Origin of the sequence: Yimella sp. cx-51, assembly GCF_017654605.1 — a bacterium.
In the GTDB taxonomy this organism is placed as follows: Bacteria; Actinomycetota; Actinomycetes; order Actinomycetales; family Dermatophilaceae; genus Yimella.
Genome location: NZ_CP072113.1, coordinates 1,373,584 through 1,393,110, shown reverse-complemented (window position 1 = coordinate 1,393,110; position 19,527 = coordinate 1,373,584). Strand labels below are relative to the sequence as shown.

General features: G+C 67.0%; 16 protein-coding genes. 1 reads left to right on the top strand and 15 read right to left on the bottom strand.

The window, feature by feature from the left end; all coding sequences use genetic code 11:
- Positions 1 to 2 precede the first annotated feature (2 nt).
- The 12 genes from J5M86_RS06590 to efp all read right to left on the bottom strand — a co-directional run bounded on the left by J5M86_RS06590 (position 3) and on the right by efp (position 14,855).
- Positions 3 to 974: a dihydroorotate dehydrogenase gene (locus tag J5M86_RS06590; protein ID WP_188060863.1), complete on the bottom strand. Its 972-nt coding sequence runs from the start codon at positions 972 to 974 to the stop codon at positions 3 to 5.
- Positions 971 to 1,795, bottom strand: a complete 825-nt coding sequence (locus tag J5M86_RS06585) for a hypothetical protein (RefSeq protein WP_244328516.1) — start codon at positions 1,793 to 1,795, stop codon at positions 971 to 973. Before J5M86_RS06585 ends, J5M86_RS06590 begins: the two co-directional genes overlap by 4 nt.
- Positions 1,773 to 5,105 (bottom strand): carbamoyl-phosphate synthase large subunit, encoded by a 3,333-nt coding sequence (carB, locus tag J5M86_RS06580; protein WP_188060864.1) that lies wholly within the window; start codon positions 5,103 to 5,105, stop codon positions 1,773 to 1,775. The genes J5M86_RS06585 and carB overlap by 23 nt, the downstream gene beginning before the upstream one ends.
- Before the next feature lie 169 nt (positions 5,106 to 5,274).
- Positions 5,275 to 6,471 carry a glutamine-hydrolyzing carbamoyl-phosphate synthase small subunit gene (gene carA / locus J5M86_RS06575; protein WP_370587346.1) on the bottom strand — a complete coding sequence of 399 codons (1,197 nt, stop codon included), beginning with the start codon at positions 6,469 to 6,471 and terminating at the stop codon, positions 5,275 to 5,277.
- A gap of 14 nt (positions 6,472 to 6,485) precedes the next feature.
- Positions 6,486 to 7,781: a dihydroorotase gene (locus J5M86_RS06570; protein ID WP_188060865.1), complete on the bottom strand. Its 1,296-nt coding sequence runs from the start codon at positions 7,779 to 7,781 to the stop codon at positions 6,486 to 6,488.
- On the bottom strand, positions 7,778 to 8,704 hold the full coding sequence (locus J5M86_RS06565) for an aspartate carbamoyltransferase catalytic subunit (protein WP_188060866.1): 927 nt from the start codon (positions 8,702 to 8,704) through the stop codon (positions 7,778 to 7,780). The genes J5M86_RS06570 and J5M86_RS06565 overlap by 4 nt, the downstream gene beginning before the upstream one ends.
- Positions 8,701 to 9,306, bottom strand: coding sequence for a bifunctional pyr operon transcriptional regulator/uracil phosphoribosyltransferase PyrR (gene pyrR, locus J5M86_RS06560; RefSeq protein WP_223158535.1), 606 nt, complete (start codon positions 9,304 to 9,306; stop codon positions 8,701 to 8,703). The genes J5M86_RS06565 and pyrR overlap by 4 nt, the downstream gene beginning before the upstream one ends.
- Before the next feature lie 176 nt (positions 9,307 to 9,482).
- Complete coding sequence (locus J5M86_RS06555) at positions 9,483 to 11,855, bottom strand: hypothetical protein (RefSeq protein WP_188060867.1); 2,373 nt, start codon at positions 11,853 to 11,855, stop codon at positions 9,483 to 9,485.
- Between the two features lie 130 nt (positions 11,856 to 11,985).
- Positions 11,986 to 12,777: a heparan-alpha-glucosaminide N-acetyltransferase gene (locus tag J5M86_RS06550; protein ID WP_188060868.1), complete on the bottom strand. Its 792-nt coding sequence runs from the start codon at positions 12,775 to 12,777 to the stop codon at positions 11,986 to 11,988.
- 104 nt (positions 12,778 to 12,881) lie between these two features.
- A complete protein-coding gene (locus J5M86_RS06545; protein WP_188060869.1) occupies positions 12,882 to 13,577 on the bottom strand; it encodes a hypothetical protein in 696 nt (231 codons plus the stop codon).
- Positions 13,578 to 13,877: 300 nt separating this feature from the next.
- The gene (nusB, locus tag J5M86_RS06540; protein ID WP_188060870.1) at positions 13,878 to 14,291 is read right to left on the bottom strand and encodes a transcription antitermination factor NusB; all 414 of its coding nucleotides are present in this window, start codon (positions 14,289 to 14,291) and stop codon (positions 13,878 to 13,880) included.
- 3 nt (positions 14,292 to 14,294) lie between these two features.
- Positions 14,295 to 14,855, bottom strand: a complete 561-nt coding sequence (efp, locus tag J5M86_RS06535; RefSeq protein ID WP_188060871.1) for an elongation factor P — start codon at positions 14,853 to 14,855, stop codon at positions 14,295 to 14,297.
- A gap of 170 nt (positions 14,856 to 15,025) precedes the next feature.
- Here efp and J5M86_RS06530 point away from each other — a divergent pair, with 170 nt between their 5' ends.
- Positions 15,026 to 16,600 (top strand): FMN-binding glutamate synthase family protein, encoded by a 1,575-nt coding sequence (locus J5M86_RS06530; RefSeq protein WP_188060872.1) that lies wholly within the window; start codon positions 15,026 to 15,028, stop codon positions 16,598 to 16,600.
- A 53-nt stretch (positions 16,601 to 16,653) separates the two neighbouring features.
- On the opposite strand, the gene aroB is transcribed toward J5M86_RS06530, so the two are convergent.
- The 3 genes from aroB to aroC are packed head-to-tail and all read right to left on the bottom strand — an operon-like array spanning position 16,654 to position 19,510.
- On the bottom strand, positions 16,654 to 17,766 hold the full coding sequence (aroB, locus tag J5M86_RS06525) for a 3-dehydroquinate synthase (RefSeq protein ID WP_188060873.1): 1,113 nt from the start codon (positions 17,764 to 17,766) through the stop codon (positions 16,654 to 16,656).
- Positions 17,763 to 18,278, bottom strand: a complete 516-nt coding sequence (locus tag J5M86_RS06520) for a shikimate kinase (RefSeq protein ID WP_208965117.1) — start codon at positions 18,276 to 18,278, stop codon at positions 17,763 to 17,765. Before J5M86_RS06520 ends, aroB begins: the two co-directional genes overlap by 4 nt.
- Positions 18,275 to 19,510, bottom strand: a complete 1,236-nt coding sequence (aroC, locus tag J5M86_RS06515) for a chorismate synthase (RefSeq protein WP_188060874.1) — start codon at positions 19,508 to 19,510, stop codon at positions 18,275 to 18,277. The genes J5M86_RS06520 and aroC overlap by 4 nt, the downstream gene beginning before the upstream one ends.
- Between the last annotated feature and the right edge of the window lie 17 nt (positions 19,511 to 19,527).

The window sequence follows — 19,527 nt, the reverse complement described above, 5'->3', positions numbered from 1 at the left end:
ATTCACCCCTCGTGCGCGCGACCGACGAGGTCGAGCACACTCTCGATTCCGTTGTCCATCAGATGGTTTCGCACACCATCCAGCACAGTTCGAGCGCTGGACGGGTCGTGCAGGAGAGCGGTGCCGAGCTGCACCGCTGTCGCACCGACGGCGAACGCGCCGAGCGCATCACCGGCGGTGGAGATTCCGCCCACGGCCACCAGATGCACCGGTGCCATCCGTCCGGACAGCACAGCACTACGCAGGTCCCAGATCGCCCGGAGAGTGATCGGCAGGATCGCAGGGCCGGAGATGCCACCTGCCGGTGCAGAGACGTCGATCCGGCCGGATTGCGGATGAGGTGGGCTGATCGCCCGCAGCGGGCTGCCGACCACGATCGCGGTGGCCCCGGCCTTCACACAGCCGCGCGCCACCTCCGCGATGTCGGTGACGTCGGCGCTGAGTTTGGCGAGCAGCGGCACCGAACGAGGCAATTCCTCCCGGACGCGAGCCACCACCTTCGCCGCCTGGAACTCGTCGTGCGAGAAGGGTTTGTTGCTGTTCTTGGCGTCCGGGCAGGCGAGGTTGATCTCGACTGCGGCGACCCGGCGCATCAACGAGTTGCGGCGCAAGGCCTGGGCCACTTCGGCGTACTCGCCGTTCGTCGTCCCCGCCAAGGACACCACCACCGTGGGGATGCCCTCGCGGTCCCAGGGCAACGCAGTGGGCCGCAGCCGGTCGACACCGAGCGAGGGTCGAATGGTAGGCGCAAGCAGTCCACTGGCTGATTCCCGCAGCACGCCGCGCTCGGAGGCCAGGCGGGTGGCGGCCGTCATCGACGGCGTCACGATCGCGGCAAGGTCGTCGGCGATGCCGAGACGGGTCAGCTCACGGCCGAAGGCGACACACCCGGAGGCCCCCATGACGGGGTGCTTCAACGCCAGTCCGCCGACATCGACGGCCAACGGATCGGGTGGGGTGCTGGGTGTTCTCATTGCAGATCCTGCAGGTAGAGGGGCCAGCGCACCCGGTCGGCGCGCAGCACCGCACCCTCGGTGCAACACCGGATGGTGTGGCGCTCCCCCGACTTGGTCTGCACAGGCACTTCGCAGCTGCCGCACAAGCCTGTGCCGCACGGCATTTCCTCGTCGATACAGCACTGCACGACGACGCCGAACGGTGCAGCGACCTGCGCCACGGCTGCCAGATCACGTGCTCTCCCGGCGGCGTAGACCACCGACGCGTCGCCGGTGCGCAGCAATTGCCGTACGGCCGCGGCCAGCCGGTCTGGCAGGTCCTCCTCGTCACCCGGAAGCACCACCGAGACATTTCCGACGACGCGCCGCGCCTCGACCACACCCACCAGGTGGCGGTCGTCCACTCCGCCCAGGACGAGATCGATCCGGCAGCCCCGATCACGCAACTGGCTCGACAACCAACCCAGCGCAGCAGCCGACGCCCCCATGCCCACAACCACGGCGTCCACGGGTCCGGCAGGGAGCGGGAAGGGACGCCCGATCGGCCCGATGAGGTCGACCTCGTCGTGCGCTCTGCGTTCGGCCAGCCAGCGCACCCCGGCGTCACCGTCGGTGTCGACGATGATCTCGACCGTGCCACCATAGGTGCCGCTCGGTGACGCCTGTGCGATCGGGACGGTGCGGCGTCCGACCAACGCGGAGGTCGGTCCACCGACCGCCGCCGAGACGAACTGTCCTGCCTTGGCGAGGTCGGCGATCGCCGGGGCCACCAAGGTCAGGTGCCGGAAGGCACCGACCCGGCGGGTGGCGATGACTTCAGCTCGACTGGTGACCAGCACCGTCGCTCACTCGCCCGTAGAGGTTGAGATCGCGGGCGTGGTCCTGCAACGGCTTCACCCGGATCTCACCGGTCTGCTGCGCTTCGATGCCCTGCACCGCCGCACCGAACTGCTGCACGGTGGTGATGATCGGCTTGTCCATGCTGGTGGTGGCCGCACGAATCGCGTATCCGTCAGCGCGGGCGCCGCTCCCGGAGGGGCTGTTGACGACCATGTCGACCTCGCCGGCCAGGATGCGGTCGACGATGGTGGGCTCACCGTCGGGCCCGCGACCGAGGCTGTGCTTGCGCACGACAGTCGCTTCGATTCCGTTGCGGCGCAACACAGCCGCCGTACCGGACGTCGCCATGAGTGTGAAGCCCAGGTCGACCAGGCGCTTGGCCGGGAAGATCATCGCGCGCTTGTCGCGGTTGGCCACCGAGACGAAGACCGTGCCCTGGTTCGGCAGACCGGTCACCGAACCGAGCTGCGATTTGGCGAAGGCCGATCCGAGGTCGCGGTCGATACCCATGACCTCACCGGTCGAGCGCATCTCGGGCCCCAGCAGGCTGTCGACGACGTCGCCCTCCTTGGTGCGGAACCGCTTGAACGGCAGCACCGCCTCCTTCACCGAGATCGGCGCGGTGTCGGGCAGGGTCGATCCGTCGCCCTGTGCGGGCAGCATGCCCTCGTCCCGCAACTGCTGGATACTGGCGCCGAGCATGACCCGCGCGGCGGCCTTGGCCAGCGGCACGCCGGTGGCCTTGGCCACGAAGGGCACAGTGCGGCTCGCCCGCGGATTGGCCTCCAGCACGTAGAGGATGTCCTGGGCGAGCGCGAACTGGATGTTCATCAGACCGCGGACGCCGACACCTTCGGCAAGCTTTCGAGTCGATTCCCGCACACGCTCGATCTCCTCGGCGCCGAGGGTCACCGGCGGCAAGGTGCACGCCGAGTCGCCGGAGTGGATGCCTGCTTCCTCGATGTGCTCCATGATTCCGCCGAGGTAGATGTCCTTGCCGTCGTAGAGGGCGTCGACGTCGATCTCGATCGCGTCGTCCAGGAACCGGTCGACCAGCACCGGGTGCTCCGGTGAGGCATTGGTCGCGCGCTCGACGTACTCCGACAGCGTGTCGTCGTCGTAGACGATCTCCATGCCGCGGCCGCCGAGCACATAGGAGGGACGCACCAGCACCGGGTAGCCGATGTCACGAGCCACGCGCACTGCCTCGGCGGCGCTGTAGGCGATGCCGTGCTTGGGGGCGGGCAGCTTGGCCTCGTCCAGCACGCGTCCGAAAGCACCGCGGTCCTCGGCGAGGTCGATGGCCTCGGGCGAAGTACCCACGATCGGCACACCCTCGGCCTTCAACGCCTTGGCCAGCCCCAACGGGGTCTGACCGCCCAGCTGCACGATCACCCCGGCGATCGGACCAGCCTGCTTCTCCACGTGGTAGACCTCGAGCACGTCCTCCAGGGTCAGCGGTTCGAAGTAGAGCCTGCTGGAGGTGTCGTAGTCGGTCGAGACAGTCTCGGGGTTGCAGTTGACCATGACGGTGTCGAAGCCGGCGTCGCGCAGCGCGAAGGACGCGTGCACACACGAGTAGTCGAACTCCACGCCCTGCCCGATGCGGTTGGGCCCCGACCCCAGGATGATGACCGCCGGCCGCTCACGCGGGGCGACCTCGTTCTCCTGGTCGTAGCTGGAGTAGTGGTACGGCGTGCGAGCCGCGAACTCGGCCGCGCAGGTGTCGACCGTCTTGAACACAGGTCGGACGCCGAGCGCGTGGCGCACACCGCGGATGACCGATTCGGGCATCTGGCGCAGTTGCGCGATCTGGGCGTCGGAGAAGCCGTGACGCTTGGCCAGACGCAGCAACTCCGGGGTGAGCTGGTCGGCGTCCTGCACCACCAGCGCTACCTCGTTGATCAGCTCGATCTGGTCGAGGAACCACGGGTCGATGCCGGTTGCCTCGTGCACCTCTTCCACGGAGAGTCCGGCGCGAAGAGCCTGCTGCACCAGCACGATTCGTCCATCGGTGGGTGTCTTCGCCTGCTCCAGCAACGCCCGGCCGGCCTCGAGGGTGGGCGCGATGTCGCGCTGCCAGTGGAAGGTCGATTCCTTGCGTTCCATCGACCGCAGCGCCTTCTGCAGCGCCTCGGTGAAGTTGCGTCCGATCGACATGGCCTCGCCCACCGACTTCATCGTCGTGGTCAGCGTGGGGTCGGCCGCCGGGAACTTCTCGAAGGCGAAACGCGGCACCTTCACCACGACGTAGTCGAGCGTCGGCTCGAAGCTGGCGGGCGTCTCCTGGGTGATGTCGTTCGGCACCTCGTCCAGGGTGTAACCGATGGCCATCTTCGCGGCGATCTTGGCGATCGGGAAGCCGGTGGCCTTGGAGGCAAGCGCCGACGAGCGGGAGACGCGGGGGTTCATCTCGATGACGATGATCCGGCCGTTCTCCGGGTTGACCGCGAACTGGATGTTGCAGCCACCGGTGTCGACACCGACCTCGCGGATCACGGCGATACCGATGTCACGCAGCCGCTGGTACTCACGGTCGGTGAGGGTCAGGGCCGGGGCGACGGTGATGGAATCTCCGGTGTGCACGCCCATCGGGTCGAGGTTCTCGATGGAGCAGACCACCACAACGTTGTCGGCGTGGTCGCGCATCACCTCCAGCTCGTACTCCTTCCATCCGAGGATCGACTCCTCCAGGAGCACCTCGGTGGTCGGGCTGTACTGCAGGCCGGCCCCGGCGATACGCCGCAGATCGGCCTCGTCGTAGGCGAAACCCGAGCCAAGCCCGCCCATCGTGAACGACGGACGCACGACCACCGGATAGCCGAGTTCGTTTGCGGCAGCGAGGCATTCGTCCATGGTGTGGCAGATCTGCGACTTCGCCGACTCCGCACCACAACGCTCGACGACACCCTTGAACCGCTCGCGGTCCTCACCGAGTTCGATCGCCTCGACATTCGCGCCGATCAGCGGGCAGTTGTACTTCTCCAGCGTGCCGCGCTCGTGCAGCGCGATGGCTGCATTCAGTGCGGTCTGTCCACCGAGGGTCGCCAGCACCGCGTCCGGACGCTCCTTGGCGATGATCTCCTCGATCACGTCGGGGGTGATCGGCTCGACATAGGTGGCGTCAGCGAACTCAGGGTCGGTCATGATCGTGGCCGGGTTGGAGTTGACCAGGACGACGCGAATGCCCTCCTCCTGCAGCACCCGGCAGGCCTGCGTACCCGAGTAGTCGAACTCGCAGGCCTGACCGATCACAATCGGACCCGACCCAATCACCAGGACGGATTTGATGTCTTCGCGCTTCGGCACGGTCAGGCCTCCTCAATCTTCTCTGTCGCGCTCGTCGCCGCGCAGGGTTCAACTTCCAGCCACAGTGCAACTCCCACAGCGCGGCTTCCTCGCCGCTCGCAGGCCTGACCGATCACAATCGGACCCGACCCAATCACCAGGACGGATTTGATGTCTTCCCGCTTCGGCATCAGTTCTTTTCTCCTGCAACAGTTTTCGAGCTTTCGAGCAGTCCGACGAATCGGTCGAACAGGTAGGCCGCATCGTGCGGGCCGGCCGCGGCCTCGGGGTGGTACTGCACCGAGAAGGCCGGCAGGTCAAGACATTCCAGACCTTCGACCACATCGTCGTTGAGGCAGATGTGCGACACCCGGACGCGACCGAAGTCCGAACCTGCTGGCGCCGGCACCTCCCCCTCGATCGGCGCATCCACCGCGAAGCCGTGGTTGTGCGCGGTGATCTCGACCTTGCCGGTGGCCTTGTCGAGCACGGGCTGGTTGATGCCGCGGTGGCCGTACTTCAGCTTGTAGGTGCCGAATCCGAGTGCGCGTCCGAGCAATTGGTTGCCGAAGCAGATGCCGAAGAACGGGATGCCTGCGAGGAGCACCTGCTGCAGCAACTCCACCTGGGGTGCGGTCGACGGATCACCCGGACCGTTGGAGAAGAACACCCCGTCGGGCCGTATCTGCTGCAGCTGCTCGAAGCTGACATCGGCCGGGAGCACGTGCACTTCGATGCCCCGCTCCGCCATGCGTTCCGGTGTCATGGCCTTGATCCCGAGGTCGACCGCGGCCACGGTGAACCGCTTCGTGCCTTGTGCGGCAACCACATACGCCTCGCCGGTCGACACTTCGGACGCGAGTTCGGCGCCGGCCATCGACGGCTGCGCGGTCACCTGATCGAGGAGGTTGCTGCCCTGTGCTGCCTCGCCGGAGAAAATGCCGACCCGCATGGCACCACGCTCGCGCAGGTGACGGGTCAGGGCTCGCGTGTCGAGACCACAGATGCCGACGACGTCCTGGTCGCGCAGTTCGTCCTCGAGGGTGCGCTGGGAGCGCCAGTTGGACGGGCGCAGCGCGGGGTCACGCACCACGAATCCGGAGACCCAGATGCGGCTGCTCTCCTGGTCTTCGTCGTTGATGCCGGTGTTGCCGATGTGCGGCGCGGTCATGACCACCACCTGTCGGTGGTAGCTCGGGTCGGTCAGCGTCTCCTGGTAGCCGGACATTCCGGTGGAGAAGACCGCTTCGCCGAAGGTGGTGCCGATCGCGCCGTACGACTCGCCGGTGAAGGTCGTGCCGTCCTCCAGCACGAGCACGGCGGCCTCGCGTCGCAGCAGGCGTCCACCGGCGGTGGGCTGCTGCCGGGCCGCTGCCGAGCCGTCCAGGGACGATGCGGAGTTCACGAGTTCACCTTTCCGTCGAGCACGGTGGCCCTGCCGCGAAGGAATGTGGCAACCACCTTTCCGTGCAGGGTGTGGCCGTGCCACGGGTTGTTGCGCGAGAGCGACTGTGATGCGGCTCCATCGACGACCGTCTGGGCGGACGGGTCGAAGAGGACGACATTCGCCGGCTCACCCTCGGTGAGAGGTCGACCCTGACCGGGCAGGCCCGCGATCTTCGCCGGTGCGCTCGACATGCGGTCGGCTACGCCGGCCCAGTCGAGGGCCCCGCTGCGCTGCATCACGGTGTTGACCACCTGCAGGGCCTGTTCGAGTCCGAGCATGCCGAAGGCCGCTTCGGCGAAGGCGTGCTCTTTGTCGTGGCGGGCGTGCGGCGCGTGGTCGGTGGCGACCGCGTCGATGGTGCCGTCGGCGAGCGCCTCGCGTAGCGCTTGCACGTGCTCGTTCGGACGCAGCGGCGGGTTGACCTTGAAGGTGGGGTCGTAGGTGGCGAGTAGGTCGGTAGTGAGCATCAGGTGGTGCGGGGTGACCTCGGCGGTGACCTTGATGCCCTGCTTCTTGGCCCAGCGGATCACCTCCACCGACCCTGCCGTCGATACGTGTGCGACGTGCACCCGCGAGCCCGTGTGCCGGGCCAACATGACGTCGCGCGCGACAATTACCTCTTCGGCGACCACGGGCCAACCGGGCAGGCCGAGGCGACCGGAGAGTTCGCCCTCGTGGCAGCAGGCCTGCCCGTCGGCCAGGGAAGGATCCTGGGAGTGTTGGGAGATCACGCCGTCGAAGGAGCGCACGTACTCCAGCGCCCGGCGCATCAGGCGAGCATCGTGCACACACTTGCCGTCGTCGGAGAAGACGCCTACGCCGGCGCGGCTGCGATGCATGAGGCCGAGCTCGGCCAGCTGCTCTCCGGCAAGACCGCGGGTGACTGCCCCGACGGGGTGTACATCGACCAGACCGCAACGCTGCCCGAGGTCGTGGATGTGCTCGGCGGCCTCGGCGGTGTCGGTCACGGGGTTGGTGTTGGCCATCGCCAGCACTGCGGTGAACCCGCCGGCTGCGGCAGCGGCCGAACCGGTGGCAACGGTCTCGGCATCCTCGCGTCCGGGTTCGCGTAGGTGGGTGTGCAGGTCGACCAGGCCGGGCAGGGCGATCAGGCCATCGGCATCGATCATGGTGACGTCGGCCGGGCGGTCACCGACGCCGACGGATGCGATCACGCCCTCATGCAGCAGTAGGTCGGTGGGGTCACCGCCGAGGACGCTGGCGCCCTTGAGCAGGTAGGTCGGCGTCATGACTGGTTGCCTCCCAGCAGGTGGTAGAGCACGCTCATCCGCACGGCGACGCCGGCCGACACCTGGTCGAGGATCGCCGAGCGGGCCTCGTCGGCGGCGTCGGCAGCGATCTCCAGACCACGGTTCATCGGGCCGGGGTGGCAGATCACGGCGTGCGACGGCAGTTTGCGCAGCCGGTCGCGCGTGAGTCCGTAGTGGACGGTGTATTCACGCGGTGTCGGGAAGTAGCCGCCCGACATCCGCTCCTTCTGCACGCGCAGCATCATCGCCACGTCGACCTGCGGCAGCACCGGGTCGAGTTCGTGGGTGATGGTGAAGCCGTCTGCCGCAGCCCAGTCGTTGATGCCGCTGGGCATCAACGTCGGAGGCGCCACGAGGGTGACCTGCGCACCGAGCGTGCGCAGCAGCAGCAGATTGCTGCGCACCACCCGCGAGTGCGTGAGGTCGCCGACGATTGCCACGTGCTTGCCGGCCAGGTCGCCGACCCGCTGGCGGATCGTGTACGCGTCCAACAGCGCCTGCGTCGGGTGCTCGTGGGTGCCGTCGCCGGCGTTGACGACCATCGCGTCCACCCAGCGCGCGACCTGTGCTGGTGCGCCGCTGGCGTGGTGGCGGATGACCAGACCGTCGACGCCCATCGCTGCGACCGTCTGCACGGTGTCACGCAGCGATTCCCCCTTGCTCACCGACGAGCCCTTGGCCGAGACGTTGATGACGTCGGCGGAGAGCCACTTACCGGCGATCTCGAAGGAGGAGCGGGTGCGGGTGGAGTCCTCGAAGAAGAGGTTGACGACGGTGCGTCCGCGCAGGGCGGGCAGCTTCTTGACGTCGCGCTGCTGCACGTCGTGCATCTGCGCGGCGGTGTCGAGCAGTTCGAGCGCCTGATCCTTGCTCAGATCGGCGGCTGACAACAGGTGTTTCACGAGGTGGCAGTCCTTCCGGCATCGATGCGCACTTCGTCCTCGACGCCGTCGGATTCGGCCAGGCGCACGTAGACGCGCTCCTGGCTGGAGGTGGGGAGGTTCTTGCCGACGTGGTCGGCGCGGATCGGCAACTCGCGGTGACCGCGGTCGACCAGCACCGCCAGACGCACGGCCCGCGGACGGCCGAGGTCGCCCAGCGCGTCCAGCGCGGCACGCACGGTGCGGCCCGAATAGAGCACGTCGTCGACCAGCACGACCACCTTGTCGTCGACCCCACAGTCGGGAATCGTCGTGGGCGAGGCCACGCGCACCGGGTTGCGCCGCAGGTCGTCGCGGTACATCGTGACGTCGAGTGTGCCGACCGGCACGGACGCGCCCTCGACTTCTTCGAGGGCCTCCGCGAGCCGTTCGGCCAGCACCGCACCGCGCGCAGGAATGCCCAACACCACGAGGTCTTCGGTGCCCTTGTTGTGCTCGACGATCTCGTGCGCGATGCGTCGCAGACAGCGTTGGATATCGCTGGAGGAGAGAACTACTCGACCCGAGGCTGGCTCGTGGGAGCCGGTGGCACCCGGGGAGGATGCAGAGTCAGGACGCACCAAGACGTCAGGACCTCCTTCGCCGCCTCACAGGACGGAATCGTTAAAGGATGTCGAACGGGTGCCACTCTAGCCCCCCGAGGCGGCGACGACGAACGGCCCCGAAGGGCGCGGTCATGGTTGACCGACGCGCCCCTCGGGACCGATGTTCTTGCTGGTTTCGCCGTCGCGTCGACCGGCTACTTCAGCTGGTAGATGCGCATGTCGGAGTTGGCGTAACGAAGCGTCGCGAGCTCGTCGAGCTTGGGTGACACCTTGCTGGCCTTCGTCACTGCCACCAGCCACTTCACGCCGTACTTGTCGCGCAGCGTGGCCAGACCCTCCGGCGTGGGATCGGTGAAGGCGGCGTCGTTGATCCGCAGCTTCTCGGGATCGTCGAAGGGGAAGAACCCGAATCCGCCGGTGTACTTGTCGACCTGCAGGAGGTTCTCCTCGGTGTAGGCCCACGTCTCCACCAGGTAACGCCGCTCGGAGAAGGCCGGCAGCCAGTACGAGCGTGCCTCGCACCGGTCGTAAGTGACCTTCTTGAAGCAGTGGACGTTGGTGGCCGCGACGTCCTTGGGCGGGGTGTTCTCGATCATCCACTGCGCCCCGGTGACCTCCTTGGAGGTGACATGCCACGGCGGCAACGTCTTCTCGTTCTGACCGGTGAAGGCCTGGACGGTGTGCAGCCCTGTCATGAACGGGCCCTGCACACTGAGCGTGGTCAGCAAAGCAGTGGTGAAGAAGACCATTCCCACTCCACGCAACCACGGTGCGGCCGTGCGACGCAGCAGCCACCACACGACGGCCACCGCAAGAATCACGCCGCCGACGACGAGCATCGGGCGGAAGAGGCCGAAGGCCAGGTCAGCCCGCTCCGGCTTGCGACCGCCGGCCAGGATGACTCCCAGCACGATGATGATCGCCGTCATGACCGCAGCTCCCAGCACGGTGAAGACCTGCTCGTCGCTGTGCTTCTCGCGCGCCTGGCGGATGGCGTAGCTCAGACCCCAGACACCGAGGATGATCCCGAAGGGCGTCCCGGTGCGTGCGAAGTAGATCTCCGACGCACCCGGGTGGTCGATCGTGAAGGTCATGACCATGCCGATGACGAAACCGCTGGTCAGGAAGATCGCGATCGGGTTGAGTCGGCCGCGCGCAGGACGTGCCTCCGCACGGTCGGCGCCACGACGCCGGCGAGCAAGAGCCAGGCCCGCGAACACGAACGAGAACTGCGCCATGATCGCGATGAGCATCAGGATCGCGAGGCGAAGGTTGTGCCATTCGCCGAGGCCCGGCAGGATCAGCGGTCCGCTGCCCGGCGGGTGCACATTCTCGGGCCCGACGAACTTGGTCCACATCGGGCTGAAGTAGATGAGGCCGAAGAGTTTGAAGCTTGAACCGCTGGCGGCCTGCGCGGTCAGCGGTGAGGTGACGACCAGGCCAGCGAGAAGTACCGCCATCGCGCCGATGAGCGCCCAGAATTTCTGCCGGGTGAACAGTCGCCAGAGGAAGACCACTCCGAGACCGAACAACAACACCGGCAGGACGGCTGGCTTGGCGCCGCCGCCGAGGATCCCGACAGCACCGAGCAACACCCAAGAGCCCCAGCCGATGCTCCTGCCCTTCAGCATCGGCAGCAGCACGATGGAGCCGACCAGGAGCACCAACACCCCGAAGGTCTGGCTGGGGCTGCCCTCGGTCAGGGCGAAGGAGGCCCACGGCTTGTACCAGGTCCAGGGCATGAGCTGAGTGGGCAGCACCAGCATCAGGGACGCGAGCGCTGCTGCCCACCACCGCTTGGTGATCGAGCGCGTGAGGGTGAACATCAGGCCGAGGATGACCGCGACGAAGGGCGGCTCCCACAAGCGCAGATACGCGACCGGGGCGCTGACCCCGGAGATCATGTGGCCGATCGATACATGGGCGTTGACGAACCAGTGGTAGTGCAGCGTGCGCCCGGTGACGGATGCGGTGTCGGGCGGCAGCGATTTGGTCAGCTCGGCGACATTCGCGAGGTGCCAATACTGGTCGATGTAGTAGAAGTTGGCCTTCGGTGGCAGGGCCTGACCATGCCAGTGCTCAACGCCGAGCGCGAGGGTGTAGAAGACCGCCGCGGCTGCGAGCACCCACGCGCTGACCGTGCTGACGTGCTCGGGGTACGGCGCCGTCGTCCAGTGCTTGCGCAGATCGGGCACGGCAGCGAACAGGACGAGGATGAGCAGCGGCCAGACCCACAGGAACTGCTGGATGCCCAGCAGCATGAAGATCGCCCAGCCGCCCATGCCGACAGCCATACCGACGGCACCACCGAGCGAGAGATCGGCCACGGCGTGATCGGGCCGCCCGCGCAGCGCGCGATGCACCAGCATGCCCGGGATCTGCACGCCGATCAGCAGGTAGAGGCCGTAGCGCACGACGTCCAGCACGGGAGTGCCGGCGCCGATCAGCATGACGATCACACCGACCGTGCCGAGAGCGAGGGGCGCCCAGCCAGCCAGTCGGTTGGTCTGATGGGTCTGTGCGGTCACCGGGTCGGACGTGGATGTCGTTCGACTGGTCGAAGTCATGGAAGAGGTGCCCTCTGATTGCTCGGCTCAGGAAGATCCACGGGACGACCGCCGCAGGACCTCCTGCACTATAAACCGGCTCGCGGCGCCCATCCGATCGCCACTCCTGGAGCGCCGACCAAGCGCGCCATCAGGCTCGCGGGGTGATCAGTCCGGTCCAGATCAGCAGGTTCAACAACCCGAAGAGCACGGGCTGGTGCAACAGGTAGATCGCGAGAGTGTGCCTGCCCCAGCGCTGCATCGTGGTCGAGAGCGGGTCTGCGGACGCCCAGCTGGCGAGAGCCGACTCCAACTGTGCTCGCTCGATCACGAGTCGGGCGAGCACGACCCCGAGAAGTGATACCCCGAACAATGGGAAGAGCGGTTGGACGTCCAGGCTGGGTGAGAGCGTCGGCGTCAGGCCGGTCCAGGTCAGCCAGCGCGAGGTGGAGTCGATGCTGATCATCGCTGGGAGCGCGAAGCTGAGAAGGGCGGCGCCCATCGCGATGAGCTTGGATCCCCGAAGGAAGGGCAGCAGTAGGACGCTGGTCAGCGCGATGTCGTGCAGGATTCCGAAAGTCACCAGCCACGGCGGGGCGATGATGACGCTTGCGAACGTGATGGCGTAGGCACACGCCAGCAACTTGCCCAACCGCCGCAGGAAGGGTCGTGCCTTGACACCGCCCCGCGAAGCGAGCACAAGACTGAAACCGGTCAGGAAGAGGAACGTGCCCGCAATGACATGCCCGGTCATGCGTCCGGCCGGCGTGCGTGTCCAGTGATCCATCAGCCCGAAATGGCCGAGATCCCAGACGAGGTGGAAGAGCACCACCGCCACGATCGCGACACCGCGCAGGACGTCGATCACCGCCCAACGCGATCGACGTGGCGCCTTGCCGACATGGCGCAGGGCCGCCTGCTGGAGATCGGTGACCGTGCTCACGACAGTTGGGACGCCGTCGCCTGCACCGGCGTTCCGGCCTAGCTCCACTCCCCCGGCTGTTCCCACTCTCGAAGCGTTGCATACCCAGCCGTGTCGAGGGAGGCTCAGGCGGCGGAGTCCTGCTCCATCTGCGGCAGCCGCTCGGCATAGTCCTTCTGCCACGCCTTGACAGCCTCGTCCAGGGTGATGCCGAAGGCCTCCTTGAACACGCTCTCCGGGCTGACCGAAAGAGCCTTGGTGTGGAAGGAGTTCACCTTCTCCATCCCATGGACCTCGCTGAGGTACACGTAGAAGTCGCCGGCCAAGAAATATGCGGCCTCTCCGTCACCGCTGAACTGCTCATCGGTGGGAAGGAATACCTTCTGCGGGAATTCCGTCGGCGGCCACCAGTCGCCGGTGAGATCTTGCATGGCCATCTCCGCAAAACCTTCCAGCACCCACGGCTCGACCGACCGGGGTGGGTCGGTGTAGGCGTGCACCATTTCATGCACGATGACCGCGTCACGCCAGTTCGGCTCCGGAGCATCGACCCAGAGATTCGGCGAGAGCACGATCCACGGGGTTCCGGAGCCGCTGGACATCGTGAATCCGTCGTAATCCCCCGCGCTCTCCATCGACCACGACTGGAATTTCTCCTCATTGCTCGGCACCAAGAAGAGGATCCCTCCCCTCGGTCGGGCACGCGCCACGTACTCCTTCACCTTGGGGCCGAACTTCACGGCCGTGTTCGCCACTTCCTCCAGTCGGGGGGTCGGCACATCGCCGACGAAGATGAAGCCCGCTCGCTCGAGACTGTTCATTCCCGGATCCGAAAGTTGGACAACGGCAGTCAGATCGCGCTTCACGAGTGCAAAACGAACCGGATCCGACGACACCTTCGTGCACGCACTGACCAGGAGAAGGCACACGAAAACCAGCCAGTCGATCGACTTCTTCATGGTCCTCCCACCGGTCCGCATGACGAGGGTGAGGCTACCGGCCCGTACTGCTACACCGCTCCTCTTCGCTCCGTCCGGTCGAACTCGTTCGGAAGTGGCCCACCAAGGAGGCGCCCACCCGATCGCGAAGGCGATGGGTGGGCGTCGGTGCACGGAGTGAGCTCAGACGAGCGTCGACTTCACCTCGGCGAGCCTGTTCAACAGTCCGTTGACGAACTTCGGCGACTCATCCGTCGACAGTTCCGTTGCCAGAGCGACGGATTCGGCGATCGCCACCTTGTCGGGCACGTCGTCGTTGAAGAGCAGCTCGTAGGCGCCGATGCGAAGGAGGTTGCGGTCGACGGCCGGCATGCGGTCGAGCGGCCAGTCCTTGCTGTACGTGGTGAGCGCGTCGTTGATCGCCACCCAGTGATGGACGACACCACGCACCAGCACGCCGGTGTATTCCGGCAGCGGTGCGGGCGTCACGGGCGCGGCGACGCGCTCGTCGAGCAGCGCAACAGCGTTCACGCTGCGCTGCTCGGCTTCGAAGAGCAGGTCGAGGGCACGCTTACGCGCCTTGGTGCGAGCGCCCATTCGTCAGTTGACGCGACCCAGGTAAGAACCGTCGCGGGTGTCGACCTTGACCTTCACGCCGGTCTCGAGGAAGAGCGGCACCTGGATCTCGGCCCCGGTCTCGACGGTGGCCGGCTTGGTGCCGCCGCTGGAGCGGTCGCCCTGCAGGCCGGGCTCGGTGTGGGTGATCTCCAGGACGACCGAAGCCGGGAGCTCGATGTAGAGCACGGTGCCTTCGTGCTGGGCGACGATGGCTTCCTGGTTCTCCAGCAGGTAGTTGGCGGCGTCGCCGACGACCTCGGCAGGCACGTTGATCTGGTCGTAGGACTTGGTGTCCATGAAGACGAAGTCGTTGCCGTCCTTGTAGAGGTACTGCATGTCGGAACGGTCGACATTCGCCGTCTCGACCTTGACGCCGGCGTTGAACGTCTTGTCAACGCCCTTGCCCGACAGGACGTTCTTGAGCTTGGTGCGCACGAAGGCCGGGCCCTTACCGGGCTTCACGTGCTGGAACTCGACGACCGACCACAACTGGTTGTCGATCTTGAGCACCATTCCGTTTTTCAGGTCGTTCGTGGATGCCACGCGCGGTATCACTTTCGTCGTCGATGTCTGCGGATGTCCGGGGCTCGCCAACAGGGCAGTCGACCCGGGAACTGCCCCATCGTACCGGCGTCCGATGCGCACCACTGCCACGTGCGGTGATGCTCGCCGATATCGGCCCATATGACCGCTCGCAGCGGCAGACTGCACCCATGAAGCGATCCCTCCTCGCAGCGGTGCCCGCCGCGGCGGCCGCCGCCGTCGCAGCCCACGACATGTTGCAGCGCAAGCACTCCCTGATGCGCAACTTCCCGATCATCGGACACGCCCGCTACGGCATCGAGAAGATCGGCCCGGAGCTGCGTCAGTACATCGTGGCCGCCAACGACGAGGAGCGGCCGTTCAGCCGTGATCAACGCGCGTGGATCTACGCCTCGTGCAAGGGCGAGAACAATTACGTGGCCTTCGGCACCGACAACAACGTCGAGACCGAGGAGGGCTACCCGATCATCAAGCACCGCACCTTCTCCCCGACTCCCCCACCGACCGGCATCCACGCCGGCGACGAGGTGCACCTTCCCAGCGCCAAGGTGTTGGGTGCACCGCGCGGACGCGTCCAGGCCTTTCGTCCGGACAGCCTGGTGAATGTCTCGGCGATGAGCTTCGGCTCGCTCTCGGGCCGGGCGATCGAGGCGCTCAACCGCGGCGTCCAGCTTGCTGGCGCCATGCACAACACCGGCGAAGGCGGCTTGTCTGCGCATCACCGGCACGGTGGAGATCTCGTCTTCCAGGTGGGCACCGGCTATTTCGGATGTCGTGACGAGCAGGGACGTTTCGATCTCGAGCGGTTGGTCGACCTCGTGCAATCAGCACCGGTGAGGGCGATCGAGATCAAGCTCTCGCAGGGCGCCAAGCCCGGCCTCGGCGGCGTGCTGCCGGGTGCGAAGGTGACCGAGGAGATCGCGCAGATCCGCGGTGTGCCCGTCGGTCAGGACGTCATCAGCCCCTCTCGCCACGCGGAGTTCAACGACGTCGACAGCATGCTCGACTTCGTCGAGTTGATCGCACAACGCACCGGCTTGCCGGTCGGCATCAAGTCAGCGGTCGGCGACATGACCTTCTGGGACGACCTCGCGGGCAGCATGGCTGGGGGCGCACGAGGCGTTGATTTCGTCACCATCGACGGCGGCGAAGGCGGCACGGGCGCTGCCCCGCTGGTGTTCACCGACGCCGTCGCGTTGCCCTACCTGATCGGCTTCACCCGGGTGTACGCCCGGTTTGCGCGAGCGGGCATCACCGATCAGCTCACGTTCATCGGTTCCGGCAAGCTCGGCCTGCCCCGCAGTGCCGCGGTCGCCTTCGCGCTCGGGGTCGACATGGTCAACGTGGCCCGCGAACCCATGCTCGCGCTTGGTTGTCTGCAGACCCAGAAGTGCCACAAGGGCACGTGCCCGACCGGGGTGGCCACGCAGAACAAATGGCTCGAACGTGGACTCGACCCTGAACTGAAGGCCGAGCGGGTGGCGAAGTACTTGGCTGCGCTGCGCCGCGACCTGCTCAAAGTAAGCGAAGCCGTTGGGGTCATCCACCCGTCGCTGCTCGAGCCCGGAGATGTGGAGCTCATGCTCGGCACCCGAAAGGGCACACCGCTGGGCGAGGTCTACGACTACCAGGACGGTTGGGGCGTGCTCGGTGAGCCGTGGCGTAGCCAGATCCAGGAGATCATGCTCGGCACGGCCCCGGTCGGAGGGTCGGCGCCGCCGTCGGCCACCTCGCAGGCCAACTGAGGTCCGTCTCCTCGAGCAGCTGGTAGCCCCATCGCTCGCGAAGGCCGACGAGGTCAGCCAGCCTGCTCCGGCTGGGGGCAGGACGTGGTGGTCGGCAGGCTCACCGCGTCGTACGCGGCTCGCAACCACGACGGCTCCGGGCCTTCCAGCCTGGTCGGCGAGCCCACGTGGGTCAGGGCGACGAAGCGCAGGGTGGCTCCGCGGGTCTTCTTGTCGCGAGCCATCACGGTGAGCAGTTCACCCCAGCGTCCCGGCTCGTAGCTGATCGGAAGACCGACCGAGCTGAGCACATCGCGGTGACGTTGCACGAGGTCTTGGCTCAACAACCCTGCATAACAAGCGAGTTCGGCGGCATAGACCATGCCTACCGCCACTGCATCACCGTGCCGCCAGCGGTATTGCTCCACCTGTTCGATCGCGTGGGCGAAGGTGTGGCCGTAGTTCAGGATCTCCCGCAGCGACGATTCCTTGAGGTCGGCGGCCACCACCTCGGCCTTCACCCGGATGGCCCGTTCGATCAGTTCCGGCAACACGTCACCGTGTACGTCGAGGGCTGCAGCCGGATCGGCCTCGACGAGGTCGAGGATCACCGGGTCGGCGATGAACCCACACTTGATGATCTCGGCGCTGCCAGCCACCAGGTCGGCACGCGGCAGCGTGTCGAGCAGGTCGAGGTCGCAGAGCACTGCCACCGGTGAGTGGAAGGCGCCGACGAGGTTCTTGCCTTCGGGGGTGTTGATGCCGGTCTTGCCACCGACCGCCGCGTCGACCATGCCGAGCAGCGTCGAGGGCACCTGCACCACCGGGACGCCGCGCAACCAACTGGCAGCCACGAATCCGCCGAGGTCGGTGGTCGCTCCCCCACCCAGTGCCACCACGACATCGGTGCGGGTGAAGCCGTGTTCGCCGAGCGCCGACCACAGCTGCGCCGCCACCTCTGCGGTCTTGGCGGCCTCAGCGTCCGGCAACTCCCGGACGAGTACGTCCAGGCCCGAGCCACGGAGGCTGTCGGCCACCTCGGCAGCGCGGGAGGCCAGCGCAGGAGCGTGCACGAGCAGCGCCCGCATTGCACCCGTGGGCACAGCCGCTGCGACATCGTCGAGCACTCCACGTCCGATGACGACGTCGTAGTCGTCGCCCACCCGGATGGTTGCGCGCGCGCTCACTGCTGCTCCAACTGCTCGTCCAGCTCCTGCACAACCTGCTGCGGCGTGCGCCCACCTGTGTCGACGCGGACGGATGCGAGTGATTCGTAGGTGGGTCGACGCTCCTTCATCATGCGCGTCCACGTCGCCCGAGGGTTCACCGCGAGCAACGGACGCGAGCCGTCGAAACCGATCCGGCCGGCAGCGTCGGCGATGGTGACATCGAGAAAGACCACCCGATGGCCGGCAAGGAGTTCTGCGATCGCCGCCTGCATCGGTGCACCTCCGCCGAGGGCGACAACTCCGTTGCCGTGCAACGCTTCTCGGGTGGCCTCGACCTCAAGGGTGCGGAACGCGGCTTCGCCCTCCTCGACGAAGATGTCGCTGATCGAACGGCCCGAGCGCTGCTGCACGAGCTGATCGGTGTCGACGAAGGCGACCCCACGCGCATCGGCCAGTAGCCGCCCCACTGTCGACTTACCGGCACCGGGCGGCCCGATCAACACCGCGATCGGCGCGCCACTCCCACTCACGGCTGCACCTCGTCGAACGATCGCATCGTCTCCGGGATCGCGGCCAGGTAGCTGTGCAGGTTGCGGGAGGTCTCGGCGACGCTGTCTCCGCCGAACTTCTCCAGGCAGGCCTCGGCCAGCACCAGGGCCACCATGGCCTGGGCCACCACTCCTGCGGCGGGCACTGCGCACACGTCGGAGCGCTGGTGGATGGCAGTGGCTGCTTCGCCGCTGGTGACATCGACGGTCTGCAGCGCGCGGGGAACGGTGGAGATCGGCTTCATCGCCGCGCGCACCCGCAGCGGCTCGCCGGTCGACATGCCGCCCTCGGTGCCGCCGGCGCGGTTGGAGCTGCGGCGGATCACGCCGTCCGCACGCACCATCTCGTCGTGGGCGGCCGAGCCGCGGCGAGCGGCTGTGGTGAAACCGTCGCCCACCTCGACGCCCTTGATCGCCTGGATGCCCATGAGCGCCGACGCCAGCCGGGCGTCCAGCCGCCGGTCCCAGTGCACGTGGGAACCCAGGCCCGGAGGCACGCCGTAGGCAAGCACCTCGACGACGCCACCGAGGGTGTCGCCGTCCTTCTTGGCGGCGTCGACCTCGGCGACCATGGCAGCCGATGCTGCTTCGTCGAGAGAGCGCACCGGGTCGGCGTCGAGGGCGTCGACGTCCCGTGGCGTCGGCAGGACGGCATTAACGGAGGTGTCAGCCGTGCCGATCGACACCGTGTGCGAAACAAGCTCGATGCCGTAGGCCTGGCGCAGGAAAGCCTCAGCAACCGCACCGAGAGCAACGCGCGCGGCGGTCTCACGAGCCGAAGCTCGTTCGAGGATCGGACGGGCCTCCTCGAAGCCGTACTTCTGCATGCCCACGAGGTCGGCATGCCCCGGCCTCGGCCGGGTGAGCGGTTTGTTGCGCGCGAGTTCCTGAGGAGCACCGACGTCGTCGGCAGCGGCGAAGGCCTCCGAATCGACCGAGTCGGTGCCCATGACGGCCTGCCATTTCGGCCATTCGGTGTTGACGATGCTGATCGCTACCGGTGATCCGAGGGTGCGGCCGTGACGAACACCGCCGACGAAGGACACCTCGTCCTGCTCGAACTTCATCCGAGCGCCGCGGCCATAACCCAGTCGGCGTCGGGCCAGCGCATCGGCCAGATCGGTTGAACTGACCTCCACCCCGGCGGGCAGGCCCTCGACGATTGCGGTCAGCGACGGGCCATGGGATTCACCTGCGGTCAACCAGCGGAACATGACCGCGATCTTTCCAC